Source organism: Rathayibacter sp. VKM Ac-2928, assembly GCF_022815545.1.
GTDB classification, from domain to species: Bacteria; Actinomycetota; Actinomycetes; order Actinomycetales; family Microbacteriaceae; genus Rathayibacter; species Rathayibacter festucae.
Map to the genome: position 1 here is coordinate 247,937 of NZ_JALGRU010000005.1, position 15,624 is coordinate 263,560.

Sequence of the window (15,624 nt, forward strand, 5' to 3'; positions counted from 1 at the left end):
AGGCATGCCTAACCTGGCCGGCCAAGGGTGCAGAGCTGTCCGTTCGCCGGGTGTCGGCGGCGGTCCCCCGGAGGCCGGTCACCACTGCGGCGGGTGCCGCCGCTGCCAGCGCGCCCGGCGCTCCAGCTGCGCGCCGATCGACAGCAGCACCGCCTCGCCGCCGGGGCGCCCGATCAGCTGGATCCCCATCGGCAGGCCGTCCGCCGTGACGCTCAGCGGCAGCGCGATCGCGGGCAGGCCGCTCACGTTCACGAACGAGGTGTACGGCGTGTAGCGCACCTGCTGCTCGAAGTTGCGCTCCGGATCCTCGGCGTCGTACCAGCCGACCGGCCGCGGCGTCATCGTCATCGACGGGGTGAGGATCGCGTCGAACGGCGAGAAGGCGGCGATGACCACGCGCTCGTAGGCCGACAGCACGCCCGCCGCCTCCACGATCTCGCGGGCCGAGCGCTTCCGTCCCTCCCGCACCAGCCACTGGGTGAGCGGCTCCAGCAGTTCGAGCTCGTCGCCCTCGACGGGGAGCGTCGACGCCCCGCTCTGCCAGAGCGTACGGAACGCATCCGGGTAGGCGGCGGACGGCGACAGGACCGCGTCGTCGAGCCCGTGGCCGAGCGCCGAGAGCGCGGCGATGCCCTCGTCCAGAGCGGCGCGCGCCTCCGGAGCGAGCCCGATGTCGTACTCCTCGTCCCAGGGCGAGGCCGTCAGCACGCCGATCTGGAACCGGCCCTCGCCGCGCACAGCGGCACCGAGGAAGGAGCCGTCGCCGTCCCCCGGCGCGGTCAGCGCCGTGCGTTGCGGGACGACGCCGTTGCGACGCTCGAGCATCCCCTCCAGCAGCATCCCGGCGTCCGCCACCGAGCGCGTCAGCGGACCGGCGACGACGAGGCCGCCCACTCCCCCCACTCCGGACAGCGCCGGCACCCGGCCGCGGGAGGGCTTGAGACCGACCAGACCGCAGGCGGCGGCGGGGATGCGGATCGAGCCGCCGCCGTCGGAGCCGGGTGCGAACGGGAGCAGTCCCGCCGCGACCGCGCTCGCCGCGCCGCCGCTGGACCCGCCCGCGCCGCGCGAGGTGTCCCAGGGCGTGACCGTCGGCGGTCCGACGAGGTTCTCGGTGTAGGAGGGCATGCCGAACTCGGGCGCAGCCGTCTTGCCGAGGCTGATCGCCCCCGACGTGTCGAGCACCTGGACGATCTCGTCGGAGGCGTCGGGGACGAACGACTCGCGCAGCCGCGAGCCGAAGGTGGTCCGGACGCCGGCCCGGCGCCAGAGGTCCTTGTCGCCGCTCGGCAGCCCCCAGAGCAGCGCGGTGCGCGGCACGGAGTCGATCGCGGCCACCCGGGCCCGCGCCGCGTCCGCGGTCACGGTGGTGAAGGCGCCGAGCTCCCCGTTCCAGCGCTCGATCCGGGCGAGGTAGTGCTCGGTCAGCTCGAGCGGGGTGATCTCGCCGCGCTGCAGCCAGTCCCACTGCTCCTGGGCGCTGAGGTGATGGAGTTCGAACATGGAACGACCCTATTCCGCCGCCTCGGTGCCGCTCTGGGAGCGTCGAGGTCGGGCGGAACAGGGTCGTGGGGTCGTGCGGGCCTACGCGGCGCGGCGGCCGATCTCGCGGACGCCGTCGTCGGTGCCGAACCGGCTGCCCGGGGTGATGACCGTGTCGCGGTCGACCCGCGCGCCGGTCGCGACGACGGCCGAGCCGCCGATCCGCGAGTAGCTGCCGATGCGGGCACCGGGGCCGATGATGGCCTCCGGGCCGACGTGGACGTTCGCGCCGATGAAGGCGCTGTGCCCGATCATCGCGTCGCGGTCGACCCAGCTGCCGGCGCCGATCCACGCGCGCTCCCCGACGGTGGCGCCGGGTTCGACGTAGGCGCCGGTCTCGACGTACGCCGACGCGGAGACGCGCGATCCCGGAGCGACCATGCCGCGTCCGTTCGCGTGACGGCGGTAGACGATCTCCTCGTCGGCGCCGCGCACTCCCCGTCCCTTGCTCATTCCTGTTCCTGCCATCTGCCTCGAGCTCCTCCGAGCGATCCGATGGGCGAGGCACTCGGGCCTCACCCCGCTATCGAGGACAACAGCGCGCGGGGGTCGTGCATTCCCCGTGCGGGGGGCACTCAGGCTCGGGGCTCGACGACGTCCGCGACGGCGGTGACCACGGTGCGGAACCGCTCCGGCGCGTCCCGGATCCGGCGTCGGGCCAGCACCCCCGCGAGTGCGGACGAGGCTCCCGACGCGACCAGCTCGCACTCGACCCGCGAGCCCTCCTCGTCCGCCAGCACCCGCCACTGCTCGAGGCCGACGACCGGCAGCCGCCGCTCGAGCCCGTCCGCCGAGCGCTCGAACGCCGGCCCGTCGTCGGCGGCGAGAACGTCGGCGAGCGCGGCGAGCACCACGGCGGGCTCCGCGTGCAGGATCGAGGCGAGGGCGAGAAGGCTGCGCATCGCGGCAGTCTCCCACGCCGGACCGGCCCCCCTGCTGCTCGAGCGGCCCCGGCCCCTGCTGGTCGAGCAGCCCCGACTCATGCTGGTCGAGTAGCCCCGCAGGGGCGTATCGAGACCCACCGTCCCCAGCAGGGCGGGTCTGCAGACTCGGCTTCGGACGGTGGTGGATCTCGATACGCCCGCTCCGCGGGCTACTCGATCAGCATGCGGCCCATGCTGGTCGAGCAGCCCCGCAGGAGCGTATCGAGACCCGCAGGCAGTCGCCGTCAGGAGCGCTCGTCGAGCACGCGCCGCAGCCAGTCGAACGAGGCCTTCGGCACGCGGTCGCGGCTGCGGGAGTCCAGCGCCACCAGCCCGTGCGGCCGGGTGTAGCCGTGCTGCCACTCGAAGGCGTCCACCAGCGTCCACAGCTGGACGGCCTCCAGCGGCAGGCCCTCGTGCACGGCCTCGGCGAGCGCCCCGAGGTGCGCGCCGAGCCAGCGGATCCGCTCCGTGTCGACGATCGCGCCCTGCCGGTCCGGCAGATCCGGATAGCTCGCGCCGAGCTCCGTCAGCACCAGCGGCGGCAGCGCGTCGCCGTAGCGCTCGACGAGGCTCCGCAGCACCGCCACCGGCGCCCACGGCGCGAACGGCGAGCCGTCACCGGTCCGGTCGAGCTCCGGCCACGGCCGGGCGTGGAACGGCAGAGCGGGCGGAGCACCCGGCCCGGTCGGCAGCGCCGGGTCGCGTCCGGCGGCGATCCGCTGCGGGGCCAGCGGCGCGACTCCGTAGAAGTCGAGCGGGGCACTGATGCGGGCGAGATCCACCGGATCGACCCCCGCGAGCGGCGCGAGGAACGGCGGCAGCTCCTCCGGCCCCGACGGATAGACGCCGGTGAGCACGGCGTCGGCGACGAGCCGGTTCTGCAGGACGTCGGCGAGCGCCGCCCACGCGCCGTCCCGCTCCGACTCGCTCGCCGGCTCGACCACGGCCTGCGCGTCGACGAGCCCGATGCGCCCGGCGAGGTCGGCGGAGCGGAGCGCCTCGACCGCGACCGCGTGCCCGAGCAGCTGGTGGTGCAGCGCGGGCAGCGCGCTGAACAGCCGCCCGGCCCCCGGCGCCTGGTTCTTCAGCGCGTAGCCCTCGAGGAACACGGTCGACGGCTGATCCAGGGTGATCCAGTCCGCCACCCGGTCGCCGAGCCGCGAGCCGATCTCGAAGGCGACGTCGCCGAAGCGGAAGGCCGTGTCGCGATTCATCCAGCCCCCGCTGAGCGCGGAAGGGGTGTCTCGGTGCTGCAGGGTGAGCGCGATCCGCAGCCCGGCCCCGGCGAGCTCGTCGAGGAGGCGGTCGTAGAAGCCGAGGCCGCCGCGGTCGATCGGTCCGCGCCCGTCCGGCTGCAGCCGGGTCCAGGAGATCGAGAGCCGCAGCTCGTCGACGCCGAGGTCGACGAGCAGGGCGAGGTCCTCGCGCCAGCGCAGGACGAAGTCGGTGGCGAACTCGGGCGTCGCCTCCTCGGCGATCGTGCCGCGCCGCAGGGCGAAGTCGTCCCAGACGGAGCGGCCGCGACCGCCGGCCTCGAGCGAGCCCTCCGTCTGGAAGGCGCTCTGCGCGAGTCCGATCCGCAGTCCCGGAGGCAGCAGCCGCCCGAGCTCCCGCGGGTCGTCGAAGCGCGCGGTCTCGGCGCGCACCTGCTGCCGATCGCGTCCGCGTGCTGCGTCCTCGCTCATCTTTCCTCCGACTCGTCGATGGGTATATTGTCGCGGAAGCGCTCTCCCGCTCCGACCAGCCGCTCCCCCGGGCGGAAGAGGCCGATCCGCCCTTCGGTGTACATCCGGCAACGGGCGCGCGCCGCGCTTGACACCACCCGTGCGCCCCCGTGCAATGGACGCACCGTGATTCCGAGTGTCGCCGCGTCTGTTCCGGGGGGTTCCGCGACGAGGGGTCCGTCGGCCGTGCCGACGGGTCGCCTCCGCCGCTCCCCCCGTTCGTCGCGCCGCCGTCCGGCCGCCCTCCTGCTCGTGCTGCTCGTCGCGCTGGGCGCCGCCGCCGGCCTGACCGCCCCGAGCGCGCTGGCCGCCGCGCCCCTCACGATCACCTCCCCGGCCTCCGGCACCGTGCTGCCGAGCGGCGCGGTCACCGCGACCGGCACCGGCACGGCCGGCGATCAGATCCAGATCGGCCTCACCGGCAGCAGCGAGCCGCTCTGCATCACCACCGTCGGCGCCGACGACACCTGGAGCTGCGCACTCGACCTCGACGACGGCCGGATCCGCCTGACCGCCGTCGAGCTCCTCGCCGCCGGCGGCACCACCTCGGCCCGCACCGAGGTCGCCGTGCTCAGCGCTCCCGTCATCGAGTCGGTCGACGGCTCCGCGACGTCCGCCGGATCGGTGAGCGGCACCGCCTACCCGGGAGCGAGCGTCGCGGTCACCTCCGACGGCGGCGCCTCCTGCCTCGCCACCGCCGACGGCGCGGGCCGCTGGTTCTGCCAGCTCGCGCCCACCCCCGCCCCCGGCAGCTACCGGGTGACCGCGACCCAGTCCGCGTCCTTCGCCGGGAGCACCGTCTCGCCCGCCAGCGCGGCGGTCTCGCTCGTCGTGGACACCGCGGCTCCGGTCGCGCCGGTCCTCGCCTCCCCCGGCCCGGGCGCCGCGCTGCCGCTCACCGGCGCCGTCTACTCGGGAACCGCCACCGAGGGCACGCGGGTCTACGTCTACGTCGACCTCGTCAACACCTGCGACGCGCCGATCACCGGCGGCGCCTGGAGCTGCACCGGCGGCACGGTGACGGCCGGAGCGCACCGCGTGTCGGCGATCGCCGGCGACGCGGCCGGCAACTACAGCTCGCGCAGCCCGTGGATCGACGCCACCTTCTCGGCGGCGACCACGACGCCCTCCGCCACTCCCTCGGCGACAGCTCCCGGCACGAGCACGGCGACCCCCGGCGGCGGCACGCCGACCACCGCGCCCGGCTCGCCGACCGCTCGGCCGACGACGCCCGGGAGCACCGCGACGCCCTCCCCGGCGCGCCCGGGCCAGACGGCGCCCGCGCCCGAGGCGGCCCCGTCCGACGGCGCCACCGCTGCACCGGCGCCGGGAGCCGCTCCGAGCGACCCGCCCCCCACCGCTCCCGCTCCCGCGCCCGCCGACGGCGGCTCCGCGCCCGGTGGCTGGAGCGCGGCCACCGGGATGACCACGGCGCTCTCCTCCGGCGCTCCGATCGGCACGATGGCCGACTGGATGCGCTCGCTCGCGCTGGCGGTCGCCTCCCTCGCCCTGCTCGTCGTCCCCGCCCGCCTGGCCGTCGCCGGCCGGGTGCCGCGCGAGCCGCGCACCTGGCGCCTGACCGGCCGCAACCGCGCGAGCGTGGAGTACGACGACCGGCCGGACCCCGCGCCCGTCTCGGCGCGGACGATGATGGTCGGCATGATCGGCTGCGCCGCCGGCCTCGTGCTGCTCTCCGGCCGGGTCGACGGGCAGCCCGCGTACCTCCGTCTGCTGATCGCGGTGATCGTCGCGGTCGCCGTGGTGAACGCCGTCGCCGCAGGGGTCCCCGCCCTGGTCGGGCGCCGGATCGGCCTGCCGGGCATCCGCATCGTCGCCTCGCCCCGCGCACTGCTGCTGGTGGCCGGCGCCGCACTGCTCTCGCGGTTCGCGGGCCTCGACCCGGCCTTCCTCTTCGGAGTGGTGATCGGGCTCGTCCTGCCCGAGGGCGCCTCGGCCGTGGCGCGCGCCAAGCTCGCGACCGTGCGGGTCGTCTCCCTGCTCGGCCTCGCCGCCGTCGCCTGGGGAGCCTCCGCAGCCGTCCCCGCCGACGGCTCCTTCGCCGCCGTCCTGACCGCCGAGATCCTCAGTGCGACGACGCTGATCTCGGTCGGCTCGAGCGTCGTGCTGCTCTTCCCGGTCGGCCGGCCCGCGGGGCAGAGCATCCTGCGCTGGTCGCCCGTGCTCTGGCTCGGGCTGTCGCTGCTGGCGAGCACCGTGCTCTTCCTGCTCCTCACGCCGACGATCGCCGCCTGGGCGACCGACGGCGGCGGCGGGCCGGCGCTCTTCGCCGTGATCGCCTTCACGGCCGTCTGCACGTCGATCTGGGCCTGGCGGCGCTTCGTCGACGTCGGCGAGTAGCGCCGGGGCGGTACCAAGCCCGGCGGCCCGGGTGCGGGCTCAGCCGATCGCGGCGAGCTCGCGCACGTCGTCGTCCGGCAGCACGTCGACCACGGCGCCGACGGTCATGTCGGTGAGCGTCGCGATGCCGTCGTAGACGCTGAGGAACGCCGTGTCCGCCGCGTCGCGGCCGGTGGCGATCCGCACCAGGCTCGAGCGCGGCGCCAGCGTGGTCGCGTCGACCACCCGCCAGGAGCCCTCGATCCAGGCCTCGGCGACCGCGTGGAAGTCCATCGGCGCGAGTCCCGGCGCGTAGACCGCGACCAGCCGGGCCGGCACGTCGAGCGCACGCAGCAGCGCCACCACGAGGTGGGCGAAGTCGCGGCAGACCCCGCGGCGGGCGAGCAGCGTCCGCTCCGCACCGTCGGTGGGGAGGCTCGAGCCGGTCACGTAGGCGAGCCGGGTGCCGACCCAGGAGCTGACCGACGCGAGCAGCGCGGCGCCCTCGAGGCCCGCGAACTCGGCGCGCGCGGTCGCCCAGAGGATGTCCGACTCGGCGTAGCGGCTCGGCCGCAGGTAGCGCAGGCGGTCGACCTCCTCGCCGGGCAGCGGCTCCAGCACGCCGTCGACGCTCGCGGCGTAGTCGACGACGAGGCGTCCGACGCCCGCCTCGAGGACGTGCAGGCGGGTGCCGTGCTGGTCGAGCACCTCGCGGGCGGCGACCTCGCGCCCGTCCAGCTCGAGGGACAGCCGCTCCGGAGCCCCGTAGGCCCCCGCGACCGCGATCGAGAAGACGAGCGTCGCGGGTCGCGCGACGTCGAGGGTCAGCCGGGCGGAGACGTCGCGCTTCACGCGCCCTGCTCGCCCTTCGGCGGCGGGGTGGGAGCGGCGTCCGGCTCCTGCACGAGCTGCAGCCCGCCGGAGGAGTTCGCGGAGACCGTCAGCAGGTCGATCCAGGTGCGGTTGATCGACGGCACCCGGCCGCCGAAGTACTTGAAGTAGAGCGGGACCGACGGGTCGAGCCAGATGCTGGAGCGGCCGTCGCCGACCGCCGGGTCGTCGCGCCAGGAGAAGAAGAAGCTCTCGCGGCGGCGCAGCTTGTTGGCGATGACGATCTGGACGTGCGTGAGCGTGCGGTCGTCGAACTCGATCTCGACACCCGAGGCTCCGTAGAGCAGCTTCCCCATGGAGGCCTCCCGACCACCCGTCGCCGGGTGATGCATGACAGTGCCCGAGGGCACGAGAAGAAGGAGACGCCACGAGGCGCCACCGGGCCGCCCGCCCCCCGGGACGGCGGCGCGAGCGCTCCGTCCGGGCGAGGACCGCCCGGCGACGACTCTATGCGAGGGCGGGCGCCGGCGTAGCGATTGACAGGAACGGACACGGCCGGATGGCCCGGATCGGAACTCTCGCACTCCCGCGCGACTCACCGTCCGCGCATCGCGGCGATGTCGGAGGTCGGACGTACGGTACCCGCATGATCGAATGCGGAAGCTGCGGAACCGATGCCGTCGTCCTGGACCGCTCCGGCGGCGAGGACTCCGAGGGTGTGAGCTCTGAGGAGCTCGTCGTCCTCTGCGCCGAGTGCGCCCCCGACGAGATCACTGCGCTGCTCGAGGCAGTGCTCCTGGAGGGGGCGAACGGCATCGACGCGGTGCCGCTCGCCAAGAGCGCGCACGCCCGCGCGGCCTAGCCCGGCGAGCACGACCGCGCAGAGCCCGCTCGCCGATGCACCCGAGGGTCCCGTGTCGGCGAATGGATGAGACGAGTGGCATTGTCGGCGAACTGCGCGCCGCTCAGCCGCACTTCGATCTCAACGTCCGAGTCGTCGATGACGGCGGTGCTCACACGCACGCCATAAGGGCGACGTGTCGCGTCATGGGTCGCCACCGATCTACCATGAGTTATTCTCGCTAAATGGGGGCTAGTCCTCGGCGGGGAGCGCAGGTGGACCAGTTCTGGCAAGCGTGGTGGCCACGCATCGAGACCCTCAACATCGCAGGAGCCCTCCTCTGGGCGATGTGGCTGCTGGTGGTCATGCCCGCGCTCGACACCGGCCGGGCGCCCGACACCGTCATGCCGAGTGAACGGCACTGGCTCCGAATCCTCGGGCGAATCCGCATCATCAGCGGTCCCGGGATCCCAGAGGCGAGTGGAGGCGGCCCTGCCTGGCGAAGGTTTCAAGCGCTTCACGAGACCGACGCTCGTTCGGCCCAGGGAGCGAACTGTGCGCGGCTCGCGGTTCCGAGTCTCCTCGCTTACGTAGCACTCGCGGCTGGCCTCCTTCAGCTGGGATTGACCCTCGTCTGCCTGCTGCCTCACGACTTGTCCTCGATTCTGATCTCTCTCGCGCTCGTTCCGCTCGGCTTCGCGCAGGTGCTCGTCACCATGACCCTCAGGGACCGCCACTGGCGGAATCGACAGGTGTTCGAGTGGCAGTTCTTCGAGCGGATGGTCCATGTCCGAAAGGCGCTCGACTCGGGACGCTTCGACGACTCGGACCGACGCGACACTCTTCTCGACCCAATCGAGACATGCCTCGTCGAGCGATTCAGTCGCACACCCACCGCTCTCCCGTCGCAGCGGACACGCGCACAGCGCTGGACGAGAGCCGTTCTGCGCGTCTGCGCCGGACGGCCGAGGCTCGATACCGCCGACTCAGTTCTCCCCGAGGCCGAGCCATGGCTCGAGCGATGCACCGAGCTGGCTCTCTCCCGTTCGCAGAGTCGGATCTCGCTCCTCGGGTGTCGGAGTGCTGGAGCAGCCCTTCCGCCTCACGTCCCACCGAAGCGGGAAGCCGGGTTGAGGACAGCCTGGGCAACGATCGTCTTCTACACCTATGCCTTCTTCGTTCTCAGCCTCGAAATCGGCGACCAGCTCGCACCCGCGGTCGGCAAGATCGGTGAGTTCGTCGGCAGTCCTGTAGCAGGAGGTGCGGCGGCCATTGCCGCCGCCCTGCCCCCGATCGCGACGCTGATCGCCAGAGTGATCAAGCGTTGAGAACGGTGCGCCCCGAGGTGCGGATCGAGCAGGGCCGCGGACGGCCTCGCCGCCCGAAAGCTCCCCTCCCCCGTCCCCACTTCCACGGGATAGCCGAGTCGAGGGCCGGATGCTGATCGCCTACGTCGACGAGTCGTACGACCAGAGCTACTACTTCATCGGTGCCGCCGTGACCTCGAAGGAGAACTGGGATCGGCTCGAACGGGATTACGAACGTCTCAGAGAGAGAGCGACGACCGAACACGGCATCGCGCCCGACGCGGAACTGCACGGACACGAACTGATGGGCGGATCCGGAGACTGGAAGCCCCTGCGGGGGAAGCATCGCGAAGCGGCGGACGTCTACGGTGCGGCACTCAAGATCGCTCAGCACGCCGGAGTTCAGTACCTCTTCCGCGGGGTCGACGTGCGGCGCCTGAACGCTCGCTACCAGCTCGAGCAGAAGCCTCACCCCGTCGTGCTGCAGCATCTCCTCGAGCGGATCGACGAGTACTGCCACAGATCCCTCTGCTCCGACTGGGAGAAGGTCCGGGTGGTCGCCGATGAGATCGCGACCCAGGACGATCACCGACGGGAGTTCGAGAGCTACCAGTTGCTCGGAACGCCCGGCTACCGCTCGAGCAGACTGGATCGGATATCGGCGCCCATTCGCTTCGCGTCGTCGAGAGTGACGGCCGGGCTGCAAGCCGTCGACCTGGCGGTGTATCTGCACCGACGGAGATTCACCGTGACCGAGCGGCATCCCGCGTCAGCGAGGACAGTGGCGCGACTGGGCGCGCTGATCGACGGGTCCACCGCCCACGCACGAGTCTGGACGCCGTGACGAGATCTCCACGCGAAACGACTGAAGCCCCGCAGAGCGGGGCTTCAGGCTGGCAACGTTCCGGCGGCCGGCCCGTTGTCCTTCGATGCTACATCCGGTTGCGAAGAAGACCAGCGCGCTGGCGCCGAACGAGTGCCCCCACTGGGACTCGAACCCAGACTGAGACGATTTTAAGTCGTCTGCCTCTGCCGATTGGGCTATGGGGGCGACCACCGGGCGGCGCGCTCTCGCGCACCACCCGACGGTGCTGTCAGGCCTTGGCGGGCTCGCCGCCCACGGTCACCGGCGCGCCGGCCGGGCCGGGGGTGCCGGCCGGAGCCGACTCGGCGGCCGGAGCGGCCGGACGGGGGCGCGACGCGTAGGTCTCGAAGGAGCCGCGCGGGTACTCGCGGGCCTCGATCGAGGCGATGTCGCGGCCGAGCCAGAGGTTGTTCCACCAGCCCCAGACCACGCGGAACTTGCGCTCCCACGAGGGCATGGCGAGCCCGTGGTAGCCGCGGTGCATGACCCAGGCCGGGAAGCCCTTGATCGCGATCTTGCCGGACTGGAAGACGCCGATGCCGATGCCGAGACCGGCGACCGCTCCCGCGTTCTTGTGGAAGTAGTCCTTGGGCGCCTCGCCGCGGAGGACCGCGATGATGTTGGTCGCCATGAGCTTGCCCTGGCGGACGGCGTGCTGGGCGTTCGGCACGCAGAAGCCGCCGACGCCGCCGCCGGTGAGGTCGGGGACGGCCGACACGTCGCCGGCGCCCCAGGCGCCCTCGACGATGACGTCGTCGTGGCCCACGCGGAGGTCGGCGCGCACGCACAGACGGCCGCGCTCCTCGATCGGGAGGTCGGAGTTCTTGATCGACGGGTTCGCCATGACGCCCGCGGTCCAGATGATCAGGTCGGACTCGAAGGTCTCGCCCGTCGACAGCTCGATGACGCCGCCCTCGGCGGACTTCAGCTGCGTGTCGAGGTGCACGGTGGCGCCGCGCTGGTCGAGGTTCTTGAGGACCCAATGGCTCGTCTCGAGCGCGACCTCGGGCATGATCCGCCCCATCGCCTCGACGAGGTGGAACTTGGTCTCCTCGAAGTCGATCTCGGGGTAGCGCTTGAGCAGCGCGCTCGCGAACGAGCGCAGCTCGGCGAAGACCTCGATGCCGGCGAAGCCGCCGCCGACGACCGTGACCGTCAGCAGGCGCGAGCGCTCGGGGCCGGCCGGCAGGGTCGCGGCCTTGTCGAAGTTGGTGAGGATGCGGTCGCGGATCGCGGTCGCTTCCTCGATCGTCTTGAGGCCGATCGCGTTGTCGGCGACGCCCGGGATCGGGAAGGTGCGCGAGACGGAGCCCGCGGTGACGACGATCTGGTCGTAGACGAACTCGTAGGGCTCGCCGACCGTGGGGGTGATCGTCGCGGTCTTGGACGCGTGGTCGATCTTGGTGACCTTCGCGGCGAGGATCGCGGTCTTCTTGAGGTGGCGGCGCAGCGAGACGATCGCGTGGCGCGGCTCGATGGAGCCCGCGGCGACCTCGGGGAGGAAGGGCAGGTACGCCATGTAGGGCAGCGGGTCGACGATCGTGACCTCGGCCTCGTTGGCGCGGAGGTACTTCTCCAGCTTCCACGCGGTGTAGAAGCCGGCGTAGCCGCCTCCGACGATCAGGATTTTGGGCACGGTGAACACTCCAGAGGGATGGACAATGCGAACACCCTGCTACTCGCGAAGTGCCCGCTCTCGATGCGGGTGGCAGCACTGACCCCGACTGGGAATCAGCCTAGCGAACCGCGCGTCGAATCGCGTCGACCCGCCGGTCCGCGGAGTCTGTCAGACCTCGAGCGGCCGGCACTCGCAGCGCTCGGGCGACCAGTCGGCGCGGGCGAGCGCGAGGTCGCCGATCGGGTTCACTCCGGGACCCGCGGCGAGCGCGTGGCCGGCGAGGGCGTGCAGGCACTTCACGCGGGTCGGCATTCCGCCGGAGGAGATGCCGGCGATCTCGGGCACGACGGCGATGCTCTCGCGGTCGGCGAGGAAGGCGCGGTGGGCCGCCGCGTGCGCGTCGCGCAGCGCCTCGTCCTCGGCCAGGAGCGCGTTGTACTCGACCATGACCTGGGTCGCCTCGAGCTGCGAGATCGCGGCGGTCGCGGCGGGGTGGGTCAGGTAGTAGAAGGTGGGGAACGGCGTCCCGTCGCTCAGCCGCGGGCTGGTGGAGACCACCGTCGGGTTGCCGCAGACGCAGCGCGCGCTGATGCCGACCACGTCGCGGGCGGGGCGGCCCAGCTGGGCGGAGACGACGGCGATGTCGTGCTCGGTGGGCGGGTCGAACGGGGGCGTGGTCACGGAGGACTCCAGGGGGCGCGGGGACCGGAGGGAACTCTCCAGTGTAGGCGGCGGCCGGGCGAGGGGCCGGGGTCAGGGAGTGGGGGTGAGCTCCGCCGTCGTCGGGTCGCCGAGGCCGGAGACCGCGATCGAGGAGAGCAGCGAGCCCGCCCAGTCGCTCGGGGTCTTCTGCACCGAGTTCGAGGCCGGCTGCGCGGCCTGCTGCGCGACGGCGATGTCGTCGAGGACGAGGTAGCTGACCTCGCCCGGCATCACGAAGTACAGGCGCTCGCGGGCCTGGGCGCGGATGAAGGCGGGGTCGGACCAGCGCACGCGCTGCTCGTCGAGGTTCTGCGACTGGGTCTTCGCCGCATCGACGGAGCGCTGCAGCTCGGCGATCTCGGCGCGCTGCTCGACGAAGTTCTTCACGCTGGGCGCGAGGACGACGACGGCCAGGATCATGATGCCCATCACGAGCAGCGTGAAGCCGGAGCCGCGGACGCCCGCGACCCAGGCGGAGGACGGCGTGACAGGAGGCTGCTTCGCGCGCGGGGTGCGCGAGGCCTTCGGGGCCGACGCGGCGGGCTTCGCGCCGGGGCGCTTCGACGCGGCGGACGTCGCGCCGGCGGGCTTGGACGCCGGCTTCTTCGAGGCGGACGGCTTCGAGGCGCCCCGCTTCGAGGCGCTCGGCGTCGCGGCGGCGGGCTTCGACGCGGCGGGCTTCGAGGCGGCGGGCTTCGAGGCGGGCGAGTCCGGAGTCTCGGCAGCGGCCGGGCGGCGGGGCGCGCTCCCGGGTGCGGAGGGCCGGCGGGGCGGTCGGGCCATGGGCGGGTGCCTCCTCGAGTGGTGGAACGGATGAGGGCGGAACAGGAGCGGCCCCGGTGCCCGCACCGAGGTGCTGGGCTCCGGGGCCGCTCCGGCGGGGAGAGACTACGCGGTGAAGCGCGGGAAGGCGGAGCGACCCGCGTACGTCGCGGCGCCTCCCAGGATCTCCTCGATGCGCAGCAGCTGGTTGTACTTCGCGACGCGGTCCGAGCGCGCCGGGGCGCCGGTCTTGATCTGGCCGCCGTCCACCGCGACCGCCAGGTCGGCGATGGTGGTGTCCTCGGTCTCGCCGGAGCGGTGCGAGAGGATCGCGGTCATGCCGCTGCGCTGGGCGAGGGCCACCGCGTCGAGCGTCTCGGTGAGCGTGCCGATCTGGTTCACCTTGACCAGGATCGAGTTGCCGGCCTTCTCGGCGATGCCGCGGGCCAGGCGCACCGGGTTGGTGACGTAGAGGTCGTCGCCGACGAGCTGCACCTTGTCGCCGATCTCGGCGGTGAGGTGGGTCCAGCCGGCCCAGTCGTCCTCGTCCAGCGGGTCCTCGATGGAGACCAGCGGGTAGTTGGCGACGAGGTCGGCGTAGTAGGCGGAGAGCTCCTCGGCCGAGAGCTTCTTGCCCTCGAAGGTGTACTTGCCGTCCTCGTAGAACTCGGAGGAGGCGACGTCGAGCGCGAGGCCGATGTCCTTGCCGGGGGTGAAGCCGGCGGCCTCGACGGCCTTGAGGATGAAGTCGAGCGCCTCGCGGTTGGTGGGCAGGTCGGGGGCGAAGCCGCCCTCGTCGCCCAGGCCCGTGGCGAAGCCGGCCTTCTTCAGCTGCGCCTTGAGCGCGTGGTAGATCTCGACGCCCCAGCGCAGGCCCTCGGAGAAGGACTCGGCGCCCAGCGGGACGGCCATGAACTCCTGGATGTCGACGCCGGTGTCGGCGTGCGCGCCGCCGTTGATGATGTTCATCAGCGGGACGGGCAGGGTGTGCGCGTTGGGGCCGCCGACGTAGCGGAAGAGGTCGAGGTCGGCCGACTGCGCGGCGGCCTTGGCGACCGCGAGGCTGACGCCGAGGATCGCGTTCGCGCCCAGGCGCGACTTGTTCTCGGTGCCGTCGAGCTCGATCAGCTCGGCGTCGACGAGGCGCTGGTCGGTGGCGTCGAAGCCCTCGATGGCCGGGCCGATCTCGTCGATGACGGCGTCGACGGCCTTCTGCACGCCCTTGCCGAGGTAGCGCTCGGCGTCGCCGTCGCGCAGCTCGTAGGCCTCGAAGGCGCCGGTGGAGGCACCGGAGGGGACGGCCGCTCGCGAGGACGCGCCGTCCTCGAGCAGGACCTCGACCTCGACCGTGGGGTTGCCACGGGAGTCCAGAATTTCTCGGGCGACGACTGCCTCGATAAGGGCCACAACTATCTCCTCTTGACGGGTGGGCTCCCGGAGGGCGGGAGCGGTCGGGAAGGAGTCTACTGACCGCCTCGGAACGGGAGGCGTCCGCGAGGCGTCGGTAGACTCCCAGGGCCCTGACGGCAGCCGCGCCGCACGGCCGCCGATCCGCTCCCGCCCCACCGGAGGACCCCGTGACCAGCACCGCCGCCGCCCTCGTCGAGCGCCTCACCGAGGTCGTCCCCGACTTCCCGAAGCCCGGCATCCTCTTCCGCGACCTCACGCCGGTCTTCGGCGACGGCGAGGCGCTGCGCGCGGTCGCCGACGCGCTGATCGAGCCGTACCGCGGCCGGATCGACGCGATCGCCGGGGTCGAGGCGCGCGGCTTCCTCCTCGCCGCGGCCGCCGCCTACTCCGCGGGCCTGGGAGTCGTGACGATCCGCAAGCCCGGCAAGCTGCCGCGGACCGTGCTGAGCGAGCAGGCCACGCTCGAGTACGGCAGCACTCAGCTCGAAGTGCACGAGGACGCGGTGCCGAAGGGCGCGCGCCTGCTGCTCGTCGACGACGTGCTCGCCACCGGCGGCACCCTCGACGCGAGCTGCCGCCTGATCGAGCGCGCCGGCTGGTCCCTCGAGGGCATCGCCGTGGTGATGGAGCTCGACGGCCTCGGCGGCCGCGACCTGCTGTCCCCGCGCCGGATCGACGCGATCGTCACCGTCTGACCCCACCCTCCCCGTCCCGCGAGATGCCACTTGTGCACGCGACACGCCGTGTCGGGCGTGCACA

General features: G+C 72.8%; 16 protein-coding genes and 1 tRNA gene. 6 read left to right on the forward strand and 11 right to left on the reverse strand.

What is annotated here, in order from left to right; genetic code table 11:
• Positions 1–78: 78 nt before the first annotated feature.
• The 4 genes from MT350_RS18395 to MT350_RS18410 form a co-directional block, all read right to left on the reverse strand.
• Positions 79–1,503, reverse strand: a complete 1,425-nt coding sequence (locus tag MT350_RS18395; RefSeq protein ID WP_243616390.1) for an amidase — start codon at positions 1,501–1,503, stop codon at positions 79–81.
• Positions 1,504–1,584: 81 nt separating this feature from the next.
• Entirely contained in the window at positions 1,585–1,995 is a 411-nt protein-coding gene (locus tag MT350_RS18400) for a transferase (protein ID WP_133963110.1), read from the reverse strand.
• Between the two features lie 122 nt (positions 1,996–2,117).
• Positions 2,118–2,444, reverse strand: coding sequence for a hypothetical protein (locus MT350_RS18405; RefSeq protein WP_243598517.1), 327 nt, complete (start codon positions 2,442–2,444; stop codon positions 2,118–2,120).
• A gap of 266 nt (positions 2,445–2,710) precedes the next feature.
• On the reverse strand, positions 2,711–4,153 hold the full coding sequence (locus MT350_RS18410) for a glycoside hydrolase family 1 protein (RefSeq protein WP_132437736.1): 1,443 nt from the start codon (positions 4,151–4,153) through the stop codon (positions 2,711–2,713).
• Positions 4,154–4,378: 225 nt separating this feature from the next.
• Here MT350_RS18410 and MT350_RS18415 point away from each other — a divergent pair, with 225 nt between their 5' ends.
• A complete protein-coding gene (locus MT350_RS18415; protein ID WP_243616391.1) occupies positions 4,379–6,550 on the forward strand; it encodes a hypothetical protein in 2,172 nt (723 codons plus the stop codon).
• A gap of 39 nt (positions 6,551–6,589) precedes the next feature.
• Here MT350_RS18415 and MT350_RS18420 read toward each other — a convergent pair whose 3' ends face one another.
• Positions 6,590–7,381: a transglutaminase family protein gene (locus MT350_RS18420; protein WP_243616392.1), complete on the reverse strand. Its 792-nt coding sequence runs from the start codon at positions 7,379–7,381 to the stop codon at positions 6,590–6,592.
• Positions 7,378–7,716, reverse strand: coding sequence for an ATP-dependent DNA ligase (locus tag MT350_RS18425; protein ID WP_068211888.1), 339 nt, complete (start codon positions 7,714–7,716; stop codon positions 7,378–7,380). Before MT350_RS18425 ends, MT350_RS18420 begins: the two co-directional genes overlap by 4 nt.
• A 290-nt stretch (positions 7,717–8,006) precedes the next feature.
• On the opposite strand from MT350_RS18425, the gene MT350_RS18430 reads away from it, so the two are divergent.
• The 3 genes from MT350_RS18430 (at position 8,007) to MT350_RS18440 (ending at position 10,352) form a co-directional block, all read left to right on the forward strand.
• Positions 8,007–8,222 carry a hypothetical protein gene (locus tag MT350_RS18430; protein ID WP_243616393.1) on the forward strand — a complete coding sequence of 72 codons (216 nt, stop codon included), beginning with the start codon at positions 8,007–8,009 and terminating at the stop codon, positions 8,220–8,222.
• A gap of 254 nt (positions 8,223–8,476) precedes the next feature.
• The gene (locus MT350_RS18435) at positions 8,477–9,529 is read left to right on the forward strand and encodes a hypothetical protein (RefSeq protein WP_243616394.1); all 1,053 of its coding nucleotides are present in this window, start codon (positions 8,477–8,479) and stop codon (positions 9,527–9,529) included.
• Between the two features lie 109 nt (positions 9,530–9,638).
• Positions 9,639–10,352 (forward strand): DUF3800 domain-containing protein, encoded by a 714-nt coding sequence (locus tag MT350_RS18440; RefSeq protein WP_243616395.1) that lies wholly within the window; start codon positions 9,639–9,641, stop codon positions 10,350–10,352.
• 133 nt (positions 10,353–10,485) lie between these two features.
• On the opposite strand, the gene MT350_RS18445 is transcribed toward MT350_RS18440, so the two are convergent.
• The 4 genes from MT350_RS18445 to MT350_RS18460 all read right to left on the reverse strand — a co-directional run bounded on the left by MT350_RS18445 (position 10,486) and on the right by MT350_RS18460 (position 13,122).
• Positions 10,486–10,559, reverse strand: a tRNA-Leu gene (locus tag MT350_RS18445).
• Between the two features lie 43 nt (positions 10,560–10,602).
• On the reverse strand, positions 10,603–12,009 hold the full coding sequence (locus MT350_RS18450; protein ID WP_243616396.1) for an NAD(P)/FAD-dependent oxidoreductase: 1,407 nt from the start codon (positions 12,007–12,009) through the stop codon (positions 10,603–10,605).
• A gap of 150 nt (positions 12,010–12,159) precedes the next feature.
• Positions 12,160–12,672, reverse strand: a complete 513-nt coding sequence (locus tag MT350_RS18455) for a DUF501 domain-containing protein (RefSeq protein ID WP_123734084.1) — start codon at positions 12,670–12,672, stop codon at positions 12,160–12,162.
• Positions 12,673–12,744: 72 nt separating this feature from the next.
• Positions 12,745–13,122, reverse strand: a complete 378-nt coding sequence (locus MT350_RS18460) for a septum formation initiator family protein (protein WP_123447611.1) — start codon at positions 13,120–13,122, stop codon at positions 12,745–12,747.
• Between MT350_RS18460 and MT350_RS18465 the strand changes: the two genes are divergently transcribed.
• Complete coding sequence (locus tag MT350_RS18465) at positions 13,115–13,510, forward strand: hypothetical protein (RefSeq protein ID WP_243616397.1); 396 nt, start codon at positions 13,115–13,117, stop codon at positions 13,508–13,510. The genes MT350_RS18460 and MT350_RS18465 overlap by 8 nt on opposite strands.
• 71 nt (positions 13,511–13,581) lie before the next feature.
• On the opposite strand, the gene eno is transcribed toward MT350_RS18465, so the two are convergent.
• Positions 13,582–14,862 (reverse strand): phosphopyruvate hydratase, encoded by a 1,281-nt coding sequence (eno, locus tag MT350_RS18470; RefSeq protein WP_123447613.1) that lies wholly within the window; start codon positions 14,860–14,862, stop codon positions 13,582–13,584.
• Positions 14,863–15,032: 170 nt separating this feature from the next.
• Between eno and MT350_RS18475 the strand changes: the two genes are divergently transcribed.
• Entirely contained in the window at positions 15,033–15,560 is a 528-nt protein-coding gene (locus MT350_RS18475; RefSeq protein WP_132437731.1) for an adenine phosphoribosyltransferase, read from the forward strand.
• Positions 15,561–15,624 lie beyond the last annotated feature (64 nt).